Here is a 24094-nt window from a genome sequence, read left to right as displayed (position 1 = left end):
CACCACCTTTAATATTTTTAGCCATTTAGATTATATCATATTTTAATCTACATGCTTAATAAATAAAGGCGCTTCCATTATAAGTGAATTAACACATCTATCCCACTATGAAACGGTATATTTTATCCATTGAAACTGGAAAAGTATGAGCCTCTCTATCATCTAAATCAAACCATTTCATATTTGAAGGCAATTCATCATCTGGAATGTCATGTGTCTCAGGTACACTATATACTTTAATATTCCATGTCATATGCGTAAATTGATGTCGAAGTTCATAAATAGGTTCTTCTAAAGATTGAACATGTAATCCAAGATAATCAGAAAGTTGCGCATCTGCATCACTTTCTTCTCTCATAGGAAATTGCCACATACCATTTAATAATTTTTCTTGTCGTTTTTCGAGAAGGTATTGTCCTTTACTATTTCTAATAAGTAGAACCTTTTGATTTACTGTTTTCTTTTTAATATTTTTCGTTTTTACAGGAAGTTCCTGTGTGGTCCCTTCGTGGAAAGCTTCACAATTTTCTTGAACTGGGCAAAATAGACATAATGGTGATTTCGGAGTACAAATTAATGCACCCAACTCCATCATTGCTTGATTAAATGTCCCTGAGGCTTCTTGTACATAAGGATTTAATTCCTGCTCGAATGCTTTACGTGTCGATTGCAACTTCGTATCACGATAATCATTATTCAACCTTGACCATACACGAAAGACATTGCCATCAACAGTTGCAAGCGGTTGATCAAATGCGATACTCATCACTGCCGCTTGCGTATAAGGTCCCACTCCTTTTAACTTTTTGAAAAGTTCTGGTTCAGAAGGGACTTCACCATCATATTGTGCTTCAACTTCTTTAATAGCAGTGTGGAAATTTCGAGCTCGACTATAATAGCCTAAACCTTCCCAATACTTTAGCACTTCATCTTCATGAGCTTCACTTAAACTTGCAACTGTCGGGAAGCGATGAATAAATCTATAGTAATAATCGATCACTGTATTGACTTGTGTTTGTTGCAACATTACTTCACTCAGCCATATATAGTAAGGGTTTGTCGTTTCTCTCCATGGCAAATCCCGTTGATTCTTCTCAAACCAATCTACAATATTCTTTTTAAAAGATTCGTTTTGATACATGCAATTAATCCTTTCTTTACTCTTTCAATTTTGATTCATTTGATGTTAGTCTTTACTTTTAAAAACAATAATCGATTGAAGTAAGTTAATTTTGTTATTGTGACTTTTAGATTATAATATATATTAAATAAAGATGAAAAGAGTGAACAATTATGGACACAGCCACGCACATTGTTATGGGTGTGGGTCTCACTGCGTTAGCTACTCAAGATCCAGTTATGGCAGGCTCATTTGCAGCTACTGCTACAACATTAGTAGCAGGTTCATTAATACCTGATGGCGATACAGTACTAAAATTAAAGGATAACGCGACCTATATCTCCCACCATAGAGGAATTACACATTCTATACCTTTTACCATTTTATGGCCGATTTTAATAACATTTCTAATATTTGTGATTTTTAATCATACTGAGCCACTACACGTGTGGCTATGGGCACAACTTGCCGTCTTTTTACACGTATTTGTAGATATATTTAATTCATACGGCACCCAGGCACTAAGACCTATTACAAATAAGTGGATACAACTAAGTGTGATAAGCACCTTTGATCCAATTATCTTCACTCTACTATGTATTGGCGTCTTACTTTGGATTGTTGGTGTTCATCCTTATCTTGCTTTCTTTCCTATCGTCGCAATTTTAATCGTTTATTATATCGTGCGTTTCATGATGCAAGCAACAATTAAAAAAGAAGCGCTCAAACGCATCGATCGTTCGCATAATGCTGTGAAAGTCTTTGTCGCCCCTACAATCAAATTTCATGTTTGGCGTGTTGCGATTCAAACTGAACAACATGATTATGTAGGTACTGCACGTTGGAAAGACGTTGAATTTACTGATAAAGTAAAACGTCAATCTATGACGCCAGACACATTACTATGGAAAGTAAAAGGAAACAAAGATATCTTTACTTTCTTAAACTTCTCTTCTATTTATCGTTGGCAAACAACACCTTTAGAAGATGGTGCAACAGAAATACGATTAATGGATTTAAGATATCTTAACAATGGTCGATACTCATTCGTCGCAATAGCACATTTAACGCAAGATAACGAAATCGACCACTCCTACATCGGCTGGGTCTTCAGCGAAGACAAACTACAACGCAAACTATACTCACAATAACATACAAAGAAACCAAGGCACCCCTTCCTCCAACCAATGATAAGGGGTGCCTTGGCTTTTATCTAAATTTATCTAAACACTTAATGTCTAAGTATTTTCAAACTGTAAACAAATATATGATTAACCTATCTTCAATACGCTAACAAATTACCGTTAACTTGCAAATGATCACATTCCTTCAAATGACCAATGACCACTTACCTTCAAACCACCATTCACCTTAACGTTAACGTTTACCATCATAATCATCTACATCACGAGTGACATGCCCTTTCACGCTACCATCATGACGTCCATTTTCACCTTTAATATGCTCATCTTTCTTCTTGTCTTCATCTTCATGTTCGATAGCTTTTGAAGTGTCATTATCACCCAAAGTAATTTGACTATCATATTTATCAAAAGCAATGTGACGAACTAGCGCATAATTTATCACACACATGATTGCCAGAAGGAAAATAAAATAAATATGATACGGAATATTATTCATACTTACTGCTCCAAATACCACCGACTCTGCACTACCATTCACAAGATAATAAACTGGATTCAACATTAATATATGTTCAATTATTGTTGAATGTGTCTTAGGTATAAATAATATCGGCACGATAAAGAAACAAATCGCACTAGCAATTAAGTATAGCAGATGAAATCGTTTAACAATGAATTGTAATAAACCACACATGACAGCTGCAATTACAATAAATATACTTGCCATGACGCTATAATAAATAAACGCAAAGATTGAAGTATCAAAATTGACTGGCTTTAAAAATGCGATAATTAAACCAAGAACTAACATCGTCACTAAAGTCATCAATGCAATGACAATTAACGGTGTGACAGCTGAAATATGGAAAGACTTCATTACCATATAATCTTTTCTATAATATTTATAGCCTAAGTATATAGAAAACACTATAAGCCCAAAGACAACAAGCGCTGTTACTCTGAATAACCAACGCACTTGTACCAATTCAGTATTATGATTCAAATTGAAGATGCCTTCTAAACCTAAAATAAACACAAGACCTATTACAAAACTAATGACAAACCAATGCCAAGTTTGCTTTATCCGTTGAGTACAGTAACCTATCAGATGTGGCAAGTTTTTAAAGTATAAGATTATATTATCTATCATTTTCACACCTACAATTCAATATATATCCATTTGTTATCTTTCATATCTGCTATGAAATAACCATTGCCAGATTTCGTAATCCATACATCTTTTTTTATATTATATTTTTTCTTCAATTCTGTTTTATGTTCCATAGGTACCACAAATCCTGAAAGTGTATCTTCATCTCCGAAAATCATTTTAATCGGTTGTTGAGTGATTGGTACGACATAACGACTATCTTTCTCTGGAACAAGGGTCTTCGTAACTTTGTCATGCTTTTGGTGTAAATGACTATTGAAATACTCTATGTATGTACTATAGTTGGTTTTAATATAAGGTGAAAGCTTTTTAAAACTGTGTGATTCATATAAACCAGCTGGGTTAAAATAGAATAAGTCGCTTTTTCCAACCGTATACGTCTTTTGGTTCATTTCTATTCGATATTTTTTACTATTCTCACCTGTAATTGTCGCTAATCCATATTTAGGTAATTCCGTATTCTTTGTACCTTTTAATGTGGTAGAACCATCAAGCGCAAGGCCATAAGCTAATTTATCTTCATATGGATCTTTGCTTTGGTTTTGTATTGCGGCTTGGGTATTATTTTCAGAAATATGAACTTTGCCTAAATTGTTGAAGAGTAATACCCCCATCAATGCTAGACCGATTAAGAAACTCGCAAATAATGTCCAGAACCTTACTAAAAAAACAGGTGGTTTAGCATGATTATAGCGCTCAATTCTCTTAAAGTTATACGTCATTTCTGGTATACGTGTACGGCTTTTCTTCCAGTCTAAATCGAAGCTTTCCAATTGCGTCTTAGAATCAATACTTTGACGGTCCTTTTCATGTTCTCTAAACACAGGTAAAACTTGATTTAGCGAACCCTCTTTACGAATTTGTCCATGAGACACCCAAGTGATATAGTTAGCTGTTTCACTAATCTTGTCTATATCATTATCAATCAATACTAATGTTTGGTTACTTTGTATGTAATCATCTGATAATTCAATTGCTCTTTTGAAGAATACATCATCTAAATGTGTCAATACGTGGCTAAGTATGATGATTTTATTTTTAGAAGAACGGGCGATACTCAGTAATAATTGAGCATACTCAGTTGGAGATAAATTTGAAATACTTGTCTTCGCTTTATCTCCTAAATGTGCCCATTGAATGATTTGTTCTGCCTTGTGGTCATTTACTTTGTAAGGAAATAATTGCACAGCGCTGTCTACAAAATCTTGAACAGTTTGATATGTAACATGACGGTGCTCCATATCTCCGTAAAATAGATTCTCAGTACGAATGACTTTCCCTTTATCAGGTTTAACAGTCCCACTCAAAATTCTACCAATTAACGTCTTCGAGGATCCTGGTTCACCAATAATACCAAGTGATTCACCTTGATAAATATGTAAAGAGATATTATTTAAATTGATATCTTCTGCATCATATCCAAAGGGCAGATACCATTTCTTTGAGCTTTTATTTCTATAGTAATGTGTCACTTTAAGTAACCTTAATACAATTGAGCTTCCCATTGATTAAACATCCTTCTAAATTTTTAATAATGCTAATGGTAGACCTTCTTCTGGTTCACTACTTTTAATTCTGAACCCCCAAGCAAAAACACCTTTCAGTCTTTCTACTTTGAAGTATTGTTCACTGCCATCGTTTAATTTATAAATCTTTCCTATTTCAACTTTATTACGATCAACCAGATAACTTTCTGCAATGATGACTTTACTTTGGTACACATCGTATTCATTCATAATGCCATTCATTTCAGCTTTACGCATTTTTTCTTTATATGTCTGAATTTCATGTCTTAATTCTTGTTCTGACATCTCACTCAATTTCTTCTGTACCATTTGTAATACCACTTTCTTCTAATTTTGTTTTAATTTTATCATACTTATAACCTTTTCTCATAAGCGCTTCAATGGTTTTCATCATTAATTTTTGACCATCGTATTTTCTACAATTTTTATTATAGACTTTCTCTAAATCACGTTGCAATAAATTATCTAATGTCTCTTCATCTTGGGAAAAGTTGAGCTCAGACATCGCAGCCTGAATCGTCTCAAATGTGAAGCCTTTTTGCATTAAAGCTTGTGAAACTTTTTGTTTTACTTTAACTTCAGGCCCCTTCTTCGTTTTCATTATTTTATTGCCTACTTTAATGACATCTTCAAGATGTTGTTCTTGTTCATAAAGCGCTGTATAGTGATCAATGATTTTAGGTTCAATACCTAATTGATAAAGCTTTTGTTTATAAATCTCTGGTCCTTTATCTGTCGTACGAATCATTGTGTTTTTCAAACTTTCAGCATAATCTTCATGATCAATAAACTTTTCTTTATAGCAATAATCAATTACTTGCTCAATTGCATCTTCAGAAATTTCATTTTTTTCTAGGTATTGCCGAACTTCTTTCTCAGTACGTTTTTTATAAGATAAATACTGAATCGCCATATTTACACCACGTCTATAGTGATCGTATTTTTGAATTTGTTCCATATCAGCCGCTTCTAGTATTTGATCTTTTTTTAAATTAAATTTAACGAGCGTATCGATATCAATACCCATTTCAAATACACCGTCTAAATATAAGTTAAATCGTTCTTTGTTCTTTTTCTGAACTTCAAGTTTTGTAACTTTAGGCACGTCTCACCCTCCCTTTCCTGAAAATGTTTTAAACATGAATTACCATTATTATGGCACATTTATTACATATTCATAAACAACTATGCCTTTTTTGAGAACCATTATGTAACGATATAAATAAACACCTGCGCTCTATCATTTTCTGTAGAAAGCAGGTGCTTGATTTTGTAATTAATTTCCTAATTGTGACATAGCTTCTTTATATTGTGCGTCTGTGATATAATCTTGCTGTTTCATCTTTTCCAAATTAGCTTTAACACGGTTTTTAAAATTCTCAGACATATCATTGACATCATATACACTAGGCGCGTTCACTTTACTCGCTAAAATGGCACTTTGTAATACACTTATTTGTGGCATACTTTGATTATTTTTATTCACTGTTGTACCAAAATAATGATTTGCTGCACTTTCAACCGTATACTGATTGTCACCATAATAAATATTATTCACATAAAAACTTAAAATTTCGTTCTTGTTATACTGTTGTTCAACTTTATGCGCAACAAATAATTCTTTAATCTTTCTCATAAATGAACGTTCATTGTCGTAATAATAATTTTTGACTACTTGTTGTGTGATGGTACTACCGCCTTGAACATCTCGGTCACTAATGGTTGAAAATAATGCACGTGTTGTTCCTTTTAAATCAAAACCATGATGTTTATAAAAACGTTCATCTTCCATCGATATAAATGCGCCCTTAACATAATTAGGCATGTTATCTGCAGGTACGAAACTATTTTTATTTTCAATTGACTTCAAATCATCAACATTCGCTCTTGAAGATAAGAAATACATCAAACCTACAAATAAAACAAACACGATAATGATGACGAACAATATTTTTAATATGATTTTATTAGTTTTCTTCTTTTTTGGTGGTTTACCTACTGGTTGATAATACGTATTATAATGAGGTCTTCGCATTTCATTACGTTGATCATTATAAGAATCCGCATACTTTTCGCTTCTTTTCATGCGTTTGCTCCTTTTTTCTTAAACTCACCCTCTTAAAGTGAGTTTACCAGTAGTTTCATCGTTTAGCTATAGCTTATGATAAAAATCAGTCCCAAGGTGTATCCGTGTCTGGACCCGTTGGCTTAGCTATATTCCAAAATAGCTAAGAATGCTTATTTCAATCACTTTTAAATAAAAATAAAACTGCCGACAGAGTGAATACTCTGTCGACAGCCTCATATCTCATATTAAATAATTTAGAATACTGAATTATGCTTCTAATTGTTTAACAATTTCTCTATTGAAATCGTCTAAATCATCAGGTGTACGGCTTGTTACGATGTTGTTATCAACAACTACTGATTCATCAACAACTTGCGCACCCGCATTTGATAAATCTTTACGTACATTTAATACACCAGTTAATGTACGGCCATTTAAGTCATCAGTATCGATTAATACTAATGGACCGTGGCAAATTGCAAATGTTGGAACATCATTTTTAGTGAAGTATTTAGCAAATGTGCCATATCGACCTTCAGCATCGCCACGTAAGTGGTCAGGTGAGAAACCACCAGGAATTAATAATGCATCATAATCTTCTGGTTTAGCATCTGCAATGCTTACTTGAACTGTCGCTTTTTCACCATGTTTACCTACAACTTCATGTTTTGCAGTATCCCCAATGATTTCAGTTTCAAATCCAGCATTTTCTAAAGCTTCTTTAGGACTTGTTAATTCAATATCTTCAAATTCATCTGCAAGAATGATTGCTACTTTTTTAGTCATAATTAATAATCACCTTTCTCTAATTAATTCTAATCTATATATAGACAAGATGATTAATGTTTAAACATAAGATGTTAAGTCCTTTCATTTATCACTTTTCTTAAAATAAAAAACAAGGGAGTGGGACAGAAATATAATTTAACAAAATTATATTCGTTGTCCCTCTCCCAACTTGCATTGTTTGTAGAATTTCTTTTTAAGAAATTCTCTATGTTGGGGCCCCGCCGGCAAGGATGGCTAGGATTAAAAGAAGCTTGATATAAGCGCACTTTTAATTCAGACATCTACTGCCAATATGTTAAGAAGGCTGAGACAATGAATTATGTCCCAGCCTCTTGTTAAATATACATCATTATTATAGTATGAGCCTTATTTTGAAACTTGCTTTACTTTCTCTTCTAATTGATCTAATAGACCAATCCATTCGTCAATATCTTCTACACGTACTTCGTCAGGATTCACATGGTCAATATCCTCTATAAATTTATTTAGACGTGTTTTAATCTGATCAATTGTTTGTTGTTCATTCATTTAAAATAAGCGCTCCTTCTTTAAATATTTTTTTAAGATACTCATATCCTAACAGAATTTGACAAAAAGCGATATAATCTTAATAATGTTTACTGTACTTTTTACGTAATAAACAAAGTAGATGGAAAGTTTATATTTAGGAGTAATAATTCATGTTGATCACAAATAAAAAACCTATTTCTATCCAAAATGACCCATGGGAAGCGTATAACGATATCATTGATCATGGTGGATTAACACTGAGTAATATAGAATTTACAACAACCAATCTGTGTAATATGCGCTGCAGTCACTGTGCAGTTGGCTATACACTTCAAACAAAAGATCCAGACCCTCTTCCAATGGATATTATTTATCGAAGACTGGATGAAATCCCGAACTTAAGAACGATGTCGATTACTGGTGGCGAGCCAATGTTCTCCAAGAAATCGATTAAAAATGTTGTTAAACCTTTACTTAAGTATGCTTATGATCGAGGCATTTACGTTCAAATGAATTCAAATTTAACATTGCCACAAGACAGATACTTAGATATTGCAGAGTATATCGATGTCATGCATATTTCTCATAACTGGGGAACAATACAAGAGTTTACCGATGTTGGTTTCGGAGCAATGAAGAAGCAACCACCTTTAAAAGCAAAACTTAAATTATATGAACAAATGTTAGATAATTCGAGAACTTTATCGGAACAAGGTATGTTTGTTTCTGCTGAAACAATGCTGAATCAAAGTACATTGCCTTATTTAGATAAAATTCATCATGAAATTGTTAATGATATGAAGTGTAGCCGTCACGAAGTACATCCTATGTATCCTGCTGATTTCGCGAGTCAACTGAATGTTCTTTCACTTAAAGAAATGAAAGACGCCATTCATTACTTATTAGATATTCGCGATGAAGAGACTTGGATGCTATTTGGAACTTTACCTATTTATCCTTGTATTAATGATGAAAATGACCAAAAATTACTACAGAGATTAAGAAACGCGAAGAATGTCACAATGAGAAATGACCCTGATGGACGTAGTCGATTAAATGTCAATGTCTTTACAGGCAATGTTATTGTAACTGACTTCGGTGATGAAAATGGTACAATTTCAAACATTCAAAAAGATAAACTCACTGATGTATTTGATCAATGGCTTAATTCAGAATTAGCACAATCACTTAACTGTCATTGCCCTGAATTCCAATGTCTAGGTCCTAATGTATTAGTTAAAAATATGTACTATCCTCAAACAGACTTCAAACTCAAAGAAAAAGAAATGCATTCACGCCACATTTTTTCTTAAGTAATAACAACATACAAAGACGTTAGAATAAGTAGCATTATTCTTAAAAGATAAACAAAGTATTGATGGCGACACGCCTGCAGGAATAGCATGCGTCTTGAGACTACTTGTAAGTCAGTCGATTTTTAAAAGACAGGCTACGCAGTAGCTGATTGATATTGAGCTCATAAAATGGCTCAACATCTAATCATCCTTGCGGGGGTGATAATACGAATTCTTAAATTCTAGAATTCTGGATCACTCCCAAGCCATGCCCGCGGCAAGGGAGCCAAGCAATACGAAGTATAAAATATAAAAGTAGCAGTAAGAAGTTTCTAACTGAAATCCTCTTACTGCTATTATTTATGAGAATGATGACTCTGACTGATTGTTTATTTTTCAATATGTCTAACTCTGGATAGATATTCAATCGTTTTCTTGCTTTCTGAACGACGTTCTTTGCGTCTTTCAACACGTGAAGGTGCACTTTCATGGAACCACTTTTCAACATCTGTTTCAGGATAGACACCTGGAACATTTATAGGTTTCCCGTCTTCGCCTAGTGCTACAAATGTTAGAAAACTTAAGGCTGCGAGATGACGCTCATTATTAAAGACATCATCTATAATAATTTGCACACAAATTTCCATTGAACTTGTTCCAGCATATGACACCATCGCTTCATAAGAAAGAATGTCTCCTGTTTTAATTGGTCTTAAGAAATCTACTGAGTCTGTGGAAGCAGTCACCACTTGTGCGCCCGCATGTTTTGTAGCTGAAATAGCTGCTATTTCATCAATATTTGCCATCAAAGAACCACCAAACATTGTATGATGATGATTCGTATCTTGTGGAAATACTTGTCTATGTTTGATACATTTTGCTTCAGACATTGCTTTCATTTTTCTATTTTCATTAGACATACTCTATTTCTCCCCATCTTTATATACCAGAACTTTAACTCCCAGTAAGCTAAATTCATTAATTATTATTATACCTTTTTAATTTTGAAAAGTAATGTGCGTACTGCATTACTAGGCCCAATTACCATTCTCGAAGACTAACTCTTTCGTACCATCTTGTAGAATGCCATAAATCGTTAAATCAGAACTACCAATCATAAAGTCTTCATGGACGTTCGAATCATTTAATCCACTTGCAATTTTTTCTTCTGTCGTCATTTCGGTACCACCTTTAACATTGAAACCATATGCAGAACCGATAGCGAGATGGCAAGAAGCATTTTCATCGAATAGTGTATTGTAAAAAATAGTACGACGATTTGAAATTGGCGAATCATCAGGTACTAAAGCGACTTCGCCTAATCTTCTTGAGCCTTCGTCTGTGTTAATTAAATCTTTAAGAACTTCTTCGCCTTTTTCAGCTTTAACTTCAACGATTTCACCATCTTTGAATGTTAATGTGAATCCGTCGATAATATTACCATTATAACTTAGAGGTAATTTGTTTGTGACATAACCATTCACATTATTTCTATCAGGTGCAGTAAACACTTCCTCTGTAGGAATATTGGCAATAAACGGTTGTCCATCTCCATTGACATAACTTGTCGCATCTTCCCATAAGTGTCCTTTAGGTAAACCAACTGTTAGGTCTGTACCTTCAGAGATATAGTGAAGTGCTTTATAATTCTTTTCTTGAAGTCTTTTGGCATGAACACTTAAAGATTTTACATGGGCATTCCAGTTTTCGATAGGATCATTGCCATCCACTCGCACAATATCGAATACTTCATCTATGAATTTTTCATATGCTTCTTCTTCATCCAAGTCTGGATAAACACGGCGTGCCCAATCTCTTGTTGGGAATGCTGCAACTACCCATGGGAACTGATTTTTTTGACTCGCTTCCATATATGGTTTAAAGCCTTTTGAATACTGAGCTTGATATGCTTTTAATTTATTCACATCAATACCATTAAGTAAATCTGGATCTTCAGCAATTAATGCTAAATTAGCCGCACCACGTTTAACATAATCTAAACGTTCATCAATATCATATTGCTTTAATTCATTATTTTCAAAGTGCTCAACAGATTCATGTTCGAATTTAAGACGTTTCAAACGCGCATCAGCATATTTTACTCGAACATCAGATGCACCTGCTTTATAAGCTTCTTCAACTATTAAGTGCGTTAATTCTAAGGCTTCAACTGAAGAGCGAATAAATACAGGTTGATTCTCTTGAACATTCATGCCTACTTTAACAAGTAGTTCTGCATATTGTTGTAACTTTTCATGATAATTAGCCATACTGTAGTCCCCCTAATCTTGTCTAAGTTGTCCTAAATGGTCTGCAATCGCAGTGACCTCACTCGGAGAAAACGAATCTTTAGACATTACAAATTCATATATTTCAGTGATTTCTTCATGATTTGAAGATTTGAATTTATCTGGATTCAGTAACCCTTGATTGACTATATTTAATTTCTTTCTGATTTCTGCAATCATTTCTTCATTTGATAATGACATGGGATTCACCTCTTTAATTCAATATTCTATCAAATTACCATACTTTATTAAACTTTAATAGAATTTGAGGTTAAGTACTTTCTTATTGTTTAAATACTCTATAAAATGGGGATATAGTTACATAGTTTGGAGGAATAATTATGGTAGACGTAGCATTTGTATGTCTCGGTAATATATGTCGTTCTCCAATGGCTGAAGCTATCATGAGACAAAGGCTGCAAGACAGAGGCATTTCAGGTATTACAGTTCACTCACGAGGTACAGGACGTTGGAATTTAGGCGAACCACCTCACGAAGGTACCCAAGCGATATTGAAAGAACACAATATCCCCTTCGATCATATGATTAGTGAACTTTTTGAACCAAATGATGATTTTGACTATATTATAGCAATGGATCAAAGTAACGTGGATAATATTCGCCAAATCAATCCAAATCTACACGGACAATTGTTCAAATTGCTAGAATTTAGTAACATGGAAGAAAGTGATGTGCCAGATCCGTATTACACAAACAATTTTGAAGGTGTATTTGAAATGGTACAATCATCATGTGATAATTTAATTGATTACATCGTTAAAGATGCAAATTTGAAAGAGGGGTAATCACTATGGAAAATAAATTAGTTCCTGGTATTCTAATTGGTGCAATTATCGGCGGCGCTGCTACTTTAGCCGATAAATCTACACGTAACGCTTTAAAACAATCATTCAAAGATGCTAAAGAAGGCAATCGTTCACGTAAACCTTCTAAATTTAATAGCATTAAAGATGAAGTAATGTACTGGAAAGATACGATTGAAGAAATTCGTCGTAACAATCCAGAATTAGAACGTTCTATCAAAGATGCTAAGGATACATTCGTTAATCGTAAAAACCAACGTTTAGGTAAATAATCGATAGAACAAGCACGACTTAGCTATACTTTATAACAAGACGCCTTTATTGTTAGAGATTGTATATCTCGCTTTATGGGCGTCTTTTTATATTGACTCATCGTGAGTGACTATATATTGAAATCTAATTGTCTTCATATATTTCATACATTGAATTGATTTGAAAGATATTCTGTTTAAAATTCACTTTATAGCTATTGCCTTTCCTATCAATTTAAGACAAAATATTGAATGAAATATTAATTTACTTATAACTTTAAGGTGATGATTAAAATAAATGACATAATTTGCCATTTATTGTTTTAATTCTAACTTAACTTGGGAATATAACAGTCATACATTTTTCGATTATACAAAGCAAAGGAGATTGTCATGTCAAAACAAGAAAAAACGACTTCAAAATTCCTTAATTCAGCTAAGGAACAAGAAGAACGTCAACACAAAAAGAATGACGATAAAGACAAACAAATTAAAGTCGATCGTACATACATTGAACCTCAAGAGTTCAAGTCAAAGTCACCTAAGAAAAAGGACCAAGTATTCTTTCTATCTCGTTTAAACAAGCCAGCAAAGTACACGAAAGATTCTAATTTTCTAAAATACTTAATTTATAGAATCGGTAAAGACGATGCATCCGGTCTAGCGGCTCAAATGACTTATCATTTCGTGCTCGCAATGTTCCCTATGCTCATCTTCTTACTTACTTTATTAGGACAATTTATAACTATTAACACTGACCAAATCAACCACAAGGTCAGTCAATATATACCTGATCAAAGTACTGCTGATGTTGTCACTAAGATATTTAGTAGTATTTCAGATAGTGCCAATGGTGGCGTTCTATCCATTGGTTTAATCTTAGCCATTTGGTCTGCGTCTAATGGTATGTCTGCCATTATCAATTCATTTAATGTCGCTTATGACGTAGAAGATGCAAGAAATGGCATTGTGCTTAAGATTCTAAGTGTCATTTATACACTCGTTTTAGGCATCGTATTTGTAGTGGCAATTGTGTTGATTACATTAGGACCTGTGATTAGCAAATTCTTATTTGGACCTTTAGGCTTAGATAAACAAGTAGAATGGATCTTCGATGTAGTGAGAATCGTACTACCTCTGATTATCATCATTATTCTATTCACAGTATTATATTCTGTTGCACCGAATGTAAAAACGAAATTACGTTCAGTACTTCCTGGTGCTTTATTTACATCTATTATTTGGTTAGTTGGTTCATTCTTATTTGGTTGGTATATTTCAAACTTTGGTAATTACAACAAAACATACGGAAGTTTAGCCGGCATCATTATCTTATTCTTATGGTTGTACATTACAAGCTTCATTATCATCATTGGTGCAGAAATCAATGCGATTATTCACCAAAGAAAAGTCATCAAAGGTCATACTCCTGAAGAAGCTGCGTTACTCCATGATGACAACAATCAAAATCATTATAATGAAGACACAACTTATGAATACAACAATGACACACCTCAGAATAAAGATGAAAATTATAATATAGATCAAAATGCTGATAATGAGAAACCTGAAGATCAGGAAACACTTAAAGATAAAATCGTTGATAAATTTAAAAACAACCATGACAACGATGAAAAAAATCAAAAATAAACCACTAAAAAAGGCGAAGGACACGTTTCACCGTGACTTTCGCCTTTTATTTTTGTTATTTTATTGTATAAGATTGTGTTGGAAAGCATAGATAACAGCTTGTGTTCTATCTTGTACTTCTAATTTACTTAGAATATTACTCACATGCGTTTTAACAGTTTTAATTGTAATATGAGATGCACTCGCAATTTCTTGATTTGAATACCCTTTTGCGATTAATAATAAGATTTCCATTTCACGTTCTGTTAACATTTCATATAATTCCGCACGTTTTTTCATTCGATTTCTCATTTTCACAAGTACTTCAGGTTCAAACACTGATTCACCTTGATATGTTTTACGTACTGCTTCAGCAATATCACTTGCGCTTGTTGTTTTTAAAATATAACTATCTACACCGGCATCTAACGCACGATAAACTTCTTTATCTTCAATAAAGCTTGTTAACATCACGACTTTAATATGAGGTAAATCCTTTTTTATTTCGGTTGTGGCTTCTACACCATCCATATCGTCCATCAGTAGGTCCATTAAAATTAAATCTGGCTTTAATTCGTGTGCTTTCTCAATGGCTTCTTTTCCTGAAGCACCCTCGCCTACTACCTCAATATCTTCTTGTGTAGAAAGATAACTAGAAATACCTATTCTAACCATTTCGTGATCATCCACAAATAATACTTTAATCGCCATTTGATTCATCCTCCTTGTTCAATGGTGCTTTGACTTCTATACGTGTACCTGAATCTGGTAACGATACGATATGGAATGTGGCACCAATCTCTAATGCGCGTTCTCTCATATTTTTTAAACCATAACTTTGTTCAAATTTTTCATCTACATTGAAACCTTTACCATTATCTTGAACTCTTAACAGTAAATAATCTTCTTTATTAAATAATTCTACCGTTACTTTCGAACCATTCGAATGTCTTAATGTATTGGAAATCGCTTCTTGAGTAATTCTAAACAAATGATCTTCAATACCTTTAGGTACTTTGAAATCTTGAATTTCATGAACTACTTTCATAGGCACTTTCTTTTGAAGATCAATGACTAAATCTTTGATTCCTTCACCTAGAGACTTATCTTTTAATCCTATAGGTCTTAAGTGTAGAAGTAACGCCCTCATTTCAAGCTGTGAATCTTGAACCATTTTCTCTAGAACAGGAATTTGTTGGTCTAAAGGCGGTTCTAATTTAGATTCTTTAATCGCTGAAAGCATCATACTTGCGGCAAATAATTGCTGACTTACCGAATCATGTAATTCTCTAGCCAAGCGCTGGCGTTCATCTTCTATAATTTTTTTCACTTTCACATCATTTAGATTATAGTTTTCATTCGTCATGTTTTGCGTTTTCATTCTCAATCGATGCAATTCTTGATTTAAGGGTACCAATGTATGATAAATATCTAAAGTCTCACTATATAACTCTAAATTTTGATCGTTAATACCAACTGTTTCCCCTTCAATCGATCTTTCAATTTGAGATTTAATCCAATCATTTTGTTGATTGATTTTGTACGCTAACACAGACCCTACAATGATGCATAATAAGATAATTAATATATTTAAGAATAAAAACACAGGGATTCCAAATATTTGGGTGTAAAACATCCCTTGAAAATAAATAATATTAACAAAAACTTTGTCAATGAATAAAAAAGCAGTGAGCATGCTATAGACAAGTATTAGCATCGATCCAATTGCTCTTAAGTAGTGATTCATTTATAAATCACCTCAACGTCTCCAATAAATGTTGAAACGTAAACATTGACTGTATAGTTGTCATCTTTAGTTTTTTCCTCAACTTGGATATGATTATTCTCAATTTTATATGATTTGTCATTTACATATGCCGTTCCGTAAAAAGCAGCTGTATGTAAATTAATGTTGTAATTTAACGGCACAACCACTTGTACTTTACCTAAGATGTGACGCACGACAATTGTGTTCGTTTCTTTAATATTAGCCGCTTTGGTCATATCAATATGGATGTCACCAATTCCATGTTGAATTTGCACATCTTCCCATTTATACACATATACGGGTGTACGTTGTTCACCGAACCATTTTTGTTTAATAAAAATAGGTGATGTCACTTCTTCATCTGTTGCAACTACCTTTAAAGGTTTAAATTTATAAATTAAATAGCGGATAATGAGTACAACTAAGAATATAAAAAGAATGATAATCGTGTACTTATTTGATAATAAAGTAAAGGCGATAAGTAACGCACCTATCCAGAATGACAGTAAACCTCTTACTTTATGAAAGAATACATACCCCACATACACGAGCACGCATCCTAATAATAAGACGAGAAGAAAGCCAATTTTTTCAAAGAATATATAATAAAAATTAGCGATAATCATTAAAGCTGTAAAAATTATCAACATTTCAGTTGATATATATTTATGCGTCATGTTTCGCCACCTTTCTATGCTACAGCACTCATATGATAAATTAAGTTACATTCATTTTCTGTAGTAATTTTTTCTTTAGATTGTTGATGAATATCCGCTTCTATTCTCGCATAATACGCTTCTATATCATCAAGTTTTGTTTTAATACTTTCAATTTCTGTATCATGAATTTCCTCAGCACAATAAATGTCATGATTATTTACGATGTCGATATATTTATTTTCTAATGAGAGTGTTAAGCTGTCAATTAACTTCTTGAGTTGCGTTCTTTTTTCACTTAAATAATTAATATAACTCTCAATACTTTTTAATTTTTTATCGAGTATCATTCTGTATTCATTGATACTAACTTTAATTGTTGATTTTAGAAAATGTTGTAAGTATAAATCCATATAATTCATAGTACCACCTCGTCACTGATTAAGCTTTATTATAAAACAATTCCGAAACCTAACGTAATAGGCTCCGGAACCATATTGAGTTCATACTTTAGTCCGACGAGGATTTTATATGATTATTTTAGTTACTTCATTAAATCTGAAAATGATGCAACGATTAGTCATCAATTTTAGTTGTTAATACTGGACCGTCTTTTGTAACAATGACTGTGTGTTCTATTTGAGCCACAAAACTTTTATCTTTTGTTTCAAAAGCCCATTCGTTTTTACCTTCAGTCACATATGTAGCACGTGATGAAATAAAAGGTTCTACAGCGATAACAAGACCTTCTTTTAATAACGTTTTATCCTTAGGATCATAATAATTCATGACATGTTTTGGTGATTCATGTAATGATTGTCCAACACCATGTCCAGTTAAATTTTTAATGACAGTTAAGTCATTTTGACGTGCAGTAGCATGCACAGCTTTACCAATGTTGCTTAATTTCGCACCAGGTTTAACTTTAGTCATTGCATTTTCAAATGCCATCGTTGCTACATCACACACTTTTTGTTTCATAGGATTATCTGATTCACCAACGACAAATGAGATGCCTGTATCGGCATAGTAGCCATTTTTTAATGCTGACACATCAATATTTACTAAATCGCCTTCACGAATCATACGTTTACCAGGAATGCCGTGTGCTACCTCTTCGTTCACACTAATACATGTTTGACCTGGAAAGTTCTCATCGTGGATTGGCGCAGAGATTGCACCATGTTCTTCGAATAATTCTTTGGCGATATTGTCTAACTCTCGAGTTGTGACACCAGGTTTTGTTGCTTCTCGCATTGTGTCTCTGACTTTAGCACAAATGTATCCTATTTCTTTTAACGCTTGTAATTCTTCATCAGTTTTAACAATCATTTTATCCCGTTCCTTTATAAATTTTATTACATCTTATTATAGCAAATTTTTTTTGATATACTAAACATGAATCATATATCACGTTACATTGTAAAATTATTTTTAAGAGAAAGAGAATTTGTATAAAGTATTAGCTTTTCGAATTCCCTTTTACTGCAAAGGGGTCATATAAGTATGAACGTAAAATGGTATAAACATATTATTGGGGCTAGGACAATTAAAACCGGTCTTGCAACTTTCCTAACAACGGTGTTTTGTATGTTGCTTAACCTCACCCCGATATTCGCAATATTAACTGCGATTGTAACCATTGAACCTACTGCTAAGGCTTCCATCAAAAAAGGATATAAACGTCTTCCTGCAACGGTAATAGGTGCGTTATTTGCGGTAATCTTTACATATATTTTTGGAGATCAATCCCCTCTAAGTTATGCGCTAGCTGCAACATTTACAATTTTAGTTTGCACTAAGCTCAATTTACAAGTGGGGACAAATGTTGCTGTACTTACATCAGTCGCAATGATCCCAGGTATCCATGAAGCGTACTATTTCAATTTCTTTTCTAGATTATTAACTGCCCTGATAGGACTTGTGACGGCTGGCTTAGTTAACTTTATCATCTTACCTCCCAAGTATTATCATCAACTTGAAGACCAATTATCACTTTCAGAGAAAAAGATGTACGAGTTATTTTACGCACGTTGCCAAGAGTTATTACTAGGTAAGTTCAGCTCAGAAAAGAGTAATAAACAACTCACTAAATTAAATATTATCGCTCAAAAAATTGAAACATTAACAAGCTATCAAAGAGATGAACTCCATTATCATAAAAATAAAGAAGACGACTGGAAGTTGCTAAATAAAATAACAAATCGTGCATATAATAATCGTTTATTTATTTCACATTTATCTAATATCATCTATTTACCTAAGAACACGCACGTTGCTTTTACACCTAATGAAAAAATGGCAATCATTAATATTAGCAATAGTATCAATGAAATTATTAGTAATGGCAGCTTTAAACGGCAGAAGAAATCAGCTTCAACTTTGAAGACATCAGTGAAGCGCTTAGAGGAATTTGATCAAAATCAAATGAAAAGTCATCTCATATATGAAATGCTACTGATTTATAAAATTTTAGATTCACGCTATGCCAAATAAAAAGATATTAAAAGGAGTTTTTTTGGGGGGCAAAATGAAATAGCATGATTAACAATGAAAAGCTCTGAACATACAAATACCTCAGAAAGACTGAATCATTATACGTCTTTCTGAGGTATTATTTTATGATTTACTAGTAAAATTTATTCTGTTTCGCCTTGACCGATTGTAACTGAAGTTACATAACCGTCTTCAACTTTGAATTGTAATTTGATTTGATCACCGTGATATACGTATGTACCGTCATCAGGTTGATCTGCATTCGAACTTGTGTGTGGGATATGATTTAATTTATCACTAGGATAAGCATCTTTCATCTGATCTAAAGTGACTGATTGATCTGTTACTTTAAAGCGAATACTCACAGCAGTATCGTCGCTTGTTGCTCTAACTTCTTGGTCATAAACTTTTTTGTATTCTACATTGTCGTCGTTATCTTGATCGATAGAGTAGCCGTTAAAATTCAACTGTCCACTATCTAATGCGTTAACAAAATCTGAATCTGCAAGATATGAAGCGTTTTGTCCAGCGTTACCTTTATGTGTATAACCACCTTCAGCTTCGTTCATGTGAACACCATAATGTGTTTCGTTATTTTCCCCTTTAACCATTTGTTCAGCGTGTGCAACTTGCGAAAGTGAAAAAGCAATCGTTGATGCAGCGAGTGTCAGACCCATCAATTTTAAACCTTTCATTTTCTCACTCCTATTTTAGTTGTATAAATTTAAAATTCTCCCTTACGAGTTCAGTATATCAATCGATTAATTTATAATTAATTATATTTCTTATATTAAGCGTTTTAGCACTTTACTGTCTAAATATAAAATTTTTAGGACATCTAAGCATCCTAAGTGTCTCATAAAAAAAGAGTTAAATTGAAAACCACAATTGGTCATTCAACCTAACTCTCTATAAAAATATTCGATTTTCACTTTATTTACACATTAGTGTTTGTTTCCTTTTGCTCGTTCGATGAGGACGCTTTTAGCTGCTTCTTCTTCGGTGTTATCTAATTCCTTAGGTTCAAAAGGAATACCTTTACGTTCGCATGCTTTTTCAAGGAGATAATCTGTCATTTCATGGTTCTTAGGTAAAATAGGACCATGTAAATAGGAGCCTAACAAGTTTTTATAATGGATACCTTCTTCACGGTCAGTGTCATTATTACCATATCCATGTGTCACATGTCCTAATGTTCCAAAGTTATGATATGTTCTTCCACCATGATTCTCAAAACCTACAATCGTTCCAAAAGTGTCACTCTCAATGACAATATCACCTGTTAAACGATCCGTTTGAGATTCAGTGTAAAAATCTAGCACACCTAAACCTTCAAGCTCAGTACCATCTGGCGTAATATATTTAGTACCCAAGAATTGGTATCCTCCACATATCGTGAGTCCTGGCATCCCATCTTCAATCGCTTCTTTAAGAGACGTTTTAATCTTACTTAATTCTTTAGTAGCAAGTGCTTGTTCTCTGTCACTACCTCCGCCAATGAAGAAGATATCGCAATCGTCGAATGTTACGCCTTCAGTTTCATTAATTTCTTTGACGTTAAGTTTAATATTTCTTTTTTTAGCGCGTTGTCTTAACGCTATAATATTACCAATATCACTATATAAATTTAATTTATCCGACATAAAATGATAAACCGTTAATTCATTCATTTACGACTGCCCTCCTTCAAATGAGCGATTGAGTTGCTCTAACATAGGTGCTAGAGATGTATAGTTTGGTATAGCCACCGTAAACGATGTATAGTTCATTGTTTGAGCAGTTGCTTTATAAATGTCCTTTTCAACGATAATAGGTACATTAACTTCAGCCAGCTTTAAACGCAATTGAAGTTCTTCGGCACGCGTACCTGTCACTATAATTGCTTCAATATCTTGATTGCTTAACTTTTCAAAGTCAGCATCATATATCCATGAAGTATCACGGCCATCTGCAGCATTGTCATTCAAACTAATCACATAGACTTTCTTGCCCTCTAGCTGTTCTCCAACGGATAAACTTGCATTCATACCAGCCGGATTCTTAGCTAAATTAATCATCGCTTCTTTATTATCTTTAGAAAAATACTGCATCCGTCCATTATCTGAAGTGTACGTTTCAAAACCTTTTTCAATTGATTCATCACTAAGACCTAATTCTCGTAATACAGTATACGCAGCGATTGCATTATATGCATTAAAGTCTCCAGCAATCTTCATATTAAATAAATGATTATTAATTGTCATATTTAAAAACGGTGAAACTTCAAAAGATGATACTTCATATGTAGGATCTTCACGTTTGAAACCACATTGACAATGATAATGGCCGATTTGATTGTAATGTATATAATCATATTGCAATAGACGACCACAATTAGGGCAATATTTACTTTCATTCATCGTACTTTGTTCGAATTCGTGTGCATGTGCTTTCATACCATAATATACAAGTGAATCACTTGCGATTTTCAAACGACTAACAAATGGATCGTCGGCATTTAACAATAATTTAATTCCTTTATTACTAATTGATTTCGCAATATTGTTAACCATAATATCTATTTCACCAAATCTATCCATCTGATCTCTGAAGAAGTTCGTAAACACCATCATTGACGGTGTGACTTCTTTTAACACACGCGGAATTGAACCTTCATCGATTTCTATGATGGCGATTTTAGTTTCTTTAGAAATTTGCATAATGAAGGCAGATGTAATCCCAGCAGCCATGTTTGCGCCTTCGTTATTATGAATAATCTTAATTTGATTTGCTTTTAACGTATGTCCGATTAAGTTAGATGTTGTTGTCTTTCCATTTGTCCCACTAATAAACACAATATCATCTACTTGTTCAGACAATTTTCTTAATATATTTTGATCCACACGACGTGCAATTTGCCCAGGTAAGTCCGTTCCCTTTTTACCAACAGCGATACTTGCCTTACGAGCCAACTTAGCCATGTGGGTTGCAGTCCATTGTCTCATGCGTTTCCTCCTCTTAATTCCACTCGCATAATTATAACATGTAAAGGGTATAACAAAAAAGATTCTCAATTCTTATGGGGCTAGCTATTTATAGATTAGAATAATTATTATCTGTAATTGAGAATGGTTATCTCTAGATTAGAATAATTATTATTTACTATTGAGAAAAGGTCTGTTATACTCATAAGTGTTATTAATTAATTAAATTTTTATATGAGGTGAAAAAAGATGTTAAGTAAAGATCTACTCAAAGCATTAAATGAACAAATGAACCACGAATATTTCGCTGCGCATGCTTATATGGCAATGGCTGCTTATTGCGATAAAGAGTCTTATGAAGGATTTGCGAATTTCTATATTGAACAAGCTAAAGAAGAACGTTATCACGGTAAAAAAATCTACGACTATATCAACGACCGTGGCGAACATGCAGTATTCGATACATTAAAAGCGCCTAAAGTAGAATTCTCATCTATTTTAGAAACTTTTAAAGATGGTTTAGATCAAGAAAGAGATGTAACTAAACGTTTCTATAACTTATCTGAACTTGCACACAAAGATAAAGACTATGCTACAATTTCATTCTTAAATTGGTTCTTAGATGAACAAGTTGAAGAAGAATCAACTTTTGAAACACACATTGATTATCTAACTCGTATTGGCGATGATTGCAATACACTTTACTTATATGAAAAAGAATTAGCTGCACGTTCTTTTGACGAAGAGTAATTTTAATTTAATACTCGTATTTTTATGAGAGAGTGATTTAACTAAACTGTTAATGAAGTGATACGCTTCGTTGACAGTTTATTTTTTAATTTTATAGCGCGTTGTTATGGAGTTCCCTTTCTGTGATGAAAATGAATTGATGATGTGAATGTGCAATTGTTTTTACTATGCAGGTTGTAAGAAGTGTTATAAAATATATAATTAAAACGTTTAATCACAAAGTATTAAATGGTTATATTGAAAGGAATGTTGCAATGAATCATAATGCATTTGTAGCGTTAGACTTTGAAACAGCTAATGGAAAACGCACGAGTATTTGTTCTGTTGGGATGGTTAAGGTCATTGATAATCAAATAACCGAATCATTCTACACGCTTGTGAATCCTTTTGATTATTTTACTGAAACAAATATTAACGTTCATGGTATTAAGCCAGAGGATGTTGAAGGTGCTCCAAGTTTCGAATATGTCTATCCGTACATGTTACAATTTATCGATCAATTACCAGTTGTTGCCCATAATGCAGCTTTTGATATGAATGTCTTACACCAAAGTTTAAAGCAACTTAATATAGAAACGCCCTCGATGACTTATTTTTGTTCGTATCAACTTGCTAAACGCACGATTGATGCATATCGTTATGGTTTGAAACACCTGATGAATCATTATAAATTAGATTTTCATGGTCACCACGATGCACTAAATGATGCGAAAGCTTGTGCTATGATTACATTTAGATTGCTTAAACATTATGATGATCTTCCAAGTATGCTCAATATTTATGGGAAGAATCTTAAAGATAAAGGCTGATTTACCACTATGTTCAAGTGATAATCAGCCTTATTT

At 33.3% G+C, this 24094-nt stretch carries 27 protein-coding genes; 8 read left to right on the top strand and 19 right to left on the bottom strand.

Going from position 1 to position 24094, the window contains the following annotated elements; genetic code table 11:
- Positions 1-97: 97 nt before the first annotated feature.
- Entirely contained in the window at positions 98-1141 is a 1044-nt protein-coding gene (gene mutY / locus JMUB898_RS05095) for an A/G-specific adenine glycosylase (protein WP_002445504.1), read from the bottom strand.
- A 152-nt stretch (positions 1142-1293) separates the two neighbouring features.
- Between mutY and JMUB898_RS05090 the strand changes: the two genes are divergently transcribed.
- A complete protein-coding gene (locus JMUB898_RS05090) occupies positions 1294-2271 on the top strand; it encodes a metal-dependent hydrolase (RefSeq protein ID WP_126501940.1) in 978 nt (325 codons plus the stop codon).
- Between the two features lie 226 nt (positions 2272-2497).
- Here the strand turns inward: JMUB898_RS05090 and JMUB898_RS05085 are convergent, their stop codons facing one another.
- From JMUB898_RS05085 to JMUB898_RS05055, 7 genes are all read right to left on the bottom strand, one after another.
- Positions 2498-3415 carry a hypothetical protein gene (locus tag JMUB898_RS05085; protein WP_002445502.1) on the bottom strand — a complete coding sequence of 306 codons (918 nt, stop codon included), beginning with the start codon at positions 3413-3415 and terminating at the stop codon, positions 2498-2500.
- 8 nt (positions 3416-3423) lie between these two features.
- On the bottom strand, positions 3424-4941 hold the full coding sequence (locus tag JMUB898_RS05080; protein WP_002445499.1) for an ATP-binding cassette domain-containing protein: 1518 nt from the start codon (positions 4939-4941) through the stop codon (positions 3424-3426).
- 15 nt (positions 4942-4956) lie between these two features.
- Positions 4957-5271 carry a YfhH family protein gene (locus tag JMUB898_RS05075; protein ID WP_002445497.1) on the bottom strand — a complete coding sequence of 105 codons (315 nt, stop codon included), beginning with the start codon at positions 5269-5271 and terminating at the stop codon, positions 4957-4959.
- Positions 5249-6067, bottom strand: a complete 819-nt coding sequence (gene recX / locus JMUB898_RS05070; protein ID WP_002445494.1) for a recombination regulator RecX — start codon at positions 6065-6067, stop codon at positions 5249-5251. The genes JMUB898_RS05075 and recX overlap by 23 nt, the downstream gene beginning before the upstream one ends.
- A gap of 171 nt (positions 6068-6238) precedes the next feature.
- Positions 6239-7048, bottom strand: coding sequence for a monofunctional peptidoglycan glycosyltransferase SgtB (gene sgtB / locus JMUB898_RS05065; protein WP_002445492.1), 810 nt, complete (start codon positions 7046-7048; stop codon positions 6239-6241).
- Positions 7049-7297: 249 nt separating this feature from the next.
- Entirely contained in the window at positions 7298-7816 is a 519-nt protein-coding gene (locus JMUB898_RS05060) for a type 1 glutamine amidotransferase domain-containing protein (protein WP_002445490.1), read from the bottom strand.
- A gap of 369 nt (positions 7817-8185) precedes the next feature.
- On the bottom strand, positions 8186-8347 hold the full coding sequence (locus tag JMUB898_RS05055; RefSeq protein ID WP_002445674.1) for an SE1561 family protein: 162 nt from the start codon (positions 8345-8347) through the stop codon (positions 8186-8188).
- Positions 8348-8499: 152 nt separating this feature from the next.
- On the opposite strand from JMUB898_RS05055, the gene yfkAB reads away from it, so the two are divergent.
- Positions 8500-9642 (top strand): radical SAM/CxCxxxxC motif protein YfkAB, encoded by a 1143-nt coding sequence (gene yfkAB / locus JMUB898_RS05050; RefSeq protein ID WP_002445673.1) that lies wholly within the window; start codon positions 8500-8502, stop codon positions 9640-9642.
- Positions 9643-10013: 371 nt separating this feature from the next.
- On the opposite strand, the gene JMUB898_RS05045 is transcribed toward yfkAB, so the two are convergent.
- The 3 genes from JMUB898_RS05045 to JMUB898_RS05035 form a co-directional block, all read right to left on the bottom strand.
- The gene (locus JMUB898_RS05045; RefSeq protein WP_002445489.1) at positions 10014-10544 is read right to left on the bottom strand and encodes an acyl-CoA thioesterase; all 531 of its coding nucleotides are present in this window, start codon (positions 10542-10544) and stop codon (positions 10014-10016) included.
- Between the two features lie 111 nt (positions 10545-10655).
- Positions 10656-11894, bottom strand: a complete 1239-nt coding sequence (locus JMUB898_RS05040) for an aminopeptidase (protein WP_002445487.1) — start codon at positions 11892-11894, stop codon at positions 10656-10658.
- 12 nt (positions 11895-11906) lie between these two features.
- Entirely contained in the window at positions 11907-12113 is a 207-nt protein-coding gene (locus tag JMUB898_RS05035) for a DUF1128 domain-containing protein (RefSeq protein ID WP_002445484.1), read from the bottom strand.
- A gap of 140 nt (positions 12114-12253) precedes the next feature.
- Between JMUB898_RS05035 and JMUB898_RS05030 the strand changes: the two genes are divergently transcribed.
- The 3 genes from JMUB898_RS05030 to JMUB898_RS05020 all read left to right on the top strand — a co-directional run bounded on the left by JMUB898_RS05030 (position 12254) and on the right by JMUB898_RS05020 (position 14637).
- Entirely contained in the window at positions 12254-12718 is a 465-nt protein-coding gene (locus JMUB898_RS05030) for a low molecular weight protein-tyrosine-phosphatase (protein ID WP_002445482.1), read from the top strand.
- A 5-nt stretch (positions 12719-12723) separates the two neighbouring features.
- Positions 12724-13008: a hypothetical protein gene (locus JMUB898_RS05025; protein WP_002445480.1), complete on the top strand. Its 285-nt coding sequence runs from the start codon at positions 12724-12726 to the stop codon at positions 13006-13008.
- Positions 13009-13380: 372 nt separating this feature from the next.
- Positions 13381-14637: a YihY/virulence factor BrkB family protein gene (locus JMUB898_RS05020; protein WP_002445478.1), complete on the top strand. Its 1257-nt coding sequence runs from the start codon at positions 13381-13383 to the stop codon at positions 14635-14637.
- A 60-nt stretch (positions 14638-14697) separates the two neighbouring features.
- Here the strand turns inward: JMUB898_RS05020 and vraR are convergent, their stop codons facing one another.
- The 5 genes from vraR to map form a co-directional block, all read right to left on the bottom strand.
- On the bottom strand, positions 14698-15327 hold the full coding sequence (gene vraR / locus JMUB898_RS05015; protein WP_037541848.1) for a response regulator transcription factor VraR: 630 nt from the start codon (positions 15325-15327) through the stop codon (positions 14698-14700).
- Positions 15317-16363: a sensor histidine kinase VraS gene (vraS, locus tag JMUB898_RS05010; RefSeq protein WP_002445475.1), complete on the bottom strand. Its 1047-nt coding sequence runs from the start codon at positions 16361-16363 to the stop codon at positions 15317-15319. The genes vraR and vraS overlap by 11 nt, the downstream gene beginning before the upstream one ends.
- On the bottom strand, positions 16360-17061 hold the full coding sequence (gene vraT, locus JMUB898_RS05005) for a cell wall-active antibiotics response protein VraT (protein ID WP_002445474.1): 702 nt from the start codon (positions 17059-17061) through the stop codon (positions 16360-16362). The genes vraS and vraT overlap by 4 nt, the downstream gene beginning before the upstream one ends.
- A gap of 14 nt (positions 17062-17075) precedes the next feature.
- Positions 17076-17462 (bottom strand): hypothetical protein, encoded by a 387-nt coding sequence (locus tag JMUB898_RS05000; protein ID WP_002445473.1) that lies wholly within the window; start codon positions 17460-17462, stop codon positions 17076-17078.
- Positions 17463-17616: 154 nt separating this feature from the next.
- Entirely contained in the window at positions 17617-18372 is a 756-nt protein-coding gene (map, locus tag JMUB898_RS04995) for a type I methionyl aminopeptidase (protein ID WP_002445472.1), read from the bottom strand.
- A 174-nt stretch (positions 18373-18546) separates the two neighbouring features.
- Here map and JMUB898_RS04990 point away from each other — a divergent pair, with 174 nt between their 5' ends.
- Positions 18547-19536, top strand: coding sequence for an FUSC family protein (locus JMUB898_RS04990; RefSeq protein ID WP_002445470.1), 990 nt, complete (start codon positions 18547-18549; stop codon positions 19534-19536).
- Between the two features lie 143 nt (positions 19537-19679).
- Here the strand turns inward: JMUB898_RS04990 and isaB are convergent, their stop codons facing one another.
- The 3 genes from isaB to murT all read right to left on the bottom strand — a co-directional run bounded on the left by isaB (position 19680) and on the right by murT (position 22520).
- Positions 19680-20231 carry an immunodominant staphylococcal antigen IsaB family protein gene (isaB, locus tag JMUB898_RS04985; RefSeq protein WP_002445468.1) on the bottom strand — a complete coding sequence of 184 codons (552 nt, stop codon included), beginning with the start codon at positions 20229-20231 and terminating at the stop codon, positions 19680-19682.
- A 249-nt stretch (positions 20232-20480) separates the two neighbouring features.
- Positions 20481-21206, bottom strand: coding sequence for a lipid II isoglutaminyl synthase subunit GatD (gatD, locus tag JMUB898_RS04980; RefSeq protein WP_002445467.1), 726 nt, complete (start codon positions 21204-21206; stop codon positions 20481-20483).
- On the bottom strand, positions 21207-22520 hold the full coding sequence (gene murT, locus JMUB898_RS04975) for a lipid II isoglutaminyl synthase subunit MurT (RefSeq protein WP_002445465.1): 1314 nt from the start codon (positions 22518-22520) through the stop codon (positions 21207-21209).
- 228 nt (positions 22521-22748) lie between these two features.
- Here murT and ftnA point away from each other — a divergent pair, with 228 nt between their 5' ends.
- Positions 22749-23249: an H-type ferritin FtnA gene (gene ftnA, locus JMUB898_RS04970; RefSeq protein ID WP_002445463.1), complete on the top strand. Its 501-nt coding sequence runs from the start codon at positions 22749-22751 to the stop codon at positions 23247-23249.
- A gap of 254 nt (positions 23250-23503) precedes the next feature.
- On the top strand, positions 23504-24058 hold the full coding sequence (locus tag JMUB898_RS04965) for a 3'-5' exonuclease (RefSeq protein ID WP_037541847.1): 555 nt from the start codon (positions 23504-23506) through the stop codon (positions 24056-24058).
- Positions 24059-24094 lie beyond the last annotated feature (36 nt).

This window comes from Staphylococcus caprae, assembly GCF_003966625.1.
Classification (GTDB): Bacteria; Bacillota; Bacilli; order Staphylococcales; family Staphylococcaceae; genus Staphylococcus; species Staphylococcus caprae.
Note: the sequence above shows the minus strand (reverse complement) of the source record. Positions and strands in the feature narration are given on the sequence as shown.

Coding starts and splice junctions, on each gene's coding strand:
- mutY (WP_002445504.1), bottom strand. CDS start 1,141: ATGTATCAAAACGAATCTTTTAAAAAGAATATTGTAGATTGGTTTGAG.
- JMUB898_RS05090 (WP_126501940.1), top strand. CDS start 1,294: ATGGACACAGCCACGCACATTGTTATGGGTGTGGGTCTCACTGCGTTA.
- JMUB898_RS05085 (WP_002445502.1), bottom strand. CDS start 3,415: ATGATAGATAATATAATCTTATACTTTAAAAACTTGCCACATCTGATA.
- JMUB898_RS05080 (WP_002445499.1), bottom strand. CDS start 4,941: ATGGGAAGCTCAATTGTATTAAGGTTACTTAAAGTGACACATTACTAT.
- JMUB898_RS05075 (WP_002445497.1), bottom strand. CDS start 5,271: ATGGTACAGAAGAAATTGAGTGAGATGTCAGAACAAGAATTAAGACAT.
- sgtB (WP_002445492.1), bottom strand. CDS start 7,048: ATGAAAAGAAGCGAAAAGTATGCGGATTCTTATAATGATCAACGTAAT.
- JMUB898_RS05060 (WP_002445490.1), bottom strand. CDS start 7,816: ATGACTAAAAAAGTAGCAATCATTCTTGCAGATGAATTTGAAGATATT.
- JMUB898_RS05055 (WP_002445674.1), bottom strand. CDS start 8,347: ATGAATGAACAACAAACAATTGATCAGATTAAAACACGTCTAAATAAA.
- yfkAB (WP_002445673.1), top strand. CDS start 8,500: ATGTTGATCACAAATAAAAAACCTATTTCTATCCAAAATGACCCATGG.
- JMUB898_RS05045 (WP_002445489.1), bottom strand. CDS start 10,544: ATGTCTAATGAAAATAGAAAAATGAAAGCAATGTCTGAAGCAAAATGT.
- JMUB898_RS05040 (WP_002445487.1), bottom strand. CDS start 11,894: ATGGCTAATTATCATGAAAAGTTACAACAATATGCAGAACTACTTGTT.
- JMUB898_RS05035 (WP_002445484.1), bottom strand. CDS start 12,113: ATGTCATTATCAAATGAAGAAATGATTGCAGAAATCAGAAAGAAATTA.
- JMUB898_RS05030 (WP_002445482.1), top strand. CDS start 12,254: ATGGTAGACGTAGCATTTGTATGTCTCGGTAATATATGTCGTTCTCCA.
- JMUB898_RS05025 (WP_002445480.1), top strand. CDS start 12,724: ATGGAAAATAAATTAGTTCCTGGTATTCTAATTGGTGCAATTATCGGC.
- JMUB898_RS05020 (WP_002445478.1), top strand. CDS start 13,381: ATGTCAAAACAAGAAAAAACGACTTCAAAATTCCTTAATTCAGCTAAG.
- vraR (WP_037541848.1), bottom strand. CDS start 15,327: ATGGCGATTAAAGTATTATTTGTGGATGATCACGAAATGGTTAGAATA.
- vraS (WP_002445475.1), bottom strand. CDS start 16,363: ATGAATCACTACTTAAGAGCAATTGGATCGATGCTAATACTTGTCTAT.
- vraT (WP_002445474.1), bottom strand. CDS start 17,061: ATGACGCATAAATATATATCAACTGAAATGTTGATAATTTTTACAGCT.
- JMUB898_RS05000 (WP_002445473.1), bottom strand. CDS start 17,462: ATGAATTATATGGATTTATACTTACAACATTTTCTAAAATCAACAATT.
- map (WP_002445472.1), bottom strand. CDS start 18,372: ATGATTGTTAAAACTGATGAAGAATTACAAGCGTTAAAAGAAATAGGA.
- JMUB898_RS04990 (WP_002445470.1), top strand. CDS start 18,547: ATGAACGTAAAATGGTATAAACATATTATTGGGGCTAGGACAATTAAA.
- isaB (WP_002445468.1), bottom strand. CDS start 20,231: ATGAAAGGTTTAAAATTGATGGGTCTGACACTCGCTGCATCAACGATT.
- gatD (WP_002445467.1), bottom strand. CDS start 21,206: ATGAATGAATTAACGGTTTATCATTTTATGTCGGATAAATTAAATTTA.
- murT (WP_002445465.1), bottom strand. CDS start 22,520: ATGAGACAATGGACTGCAACCCACATGGCTAAGTTGGCTCGTAAGGCA.
- ftnA (WP_002445463.1), top strand. CDS start 22,749: ATGTTAAGTAAAGATCTACTCAAAGCATTAAATGAACAAATGAACCAC.
- JMUB898_RS04965 (WP_037541847.1), top strand. CDS start 23,504: ATGAATCATAATGCATTTGTAGCGTTAGACTTTGAAACAGCTAATGGA.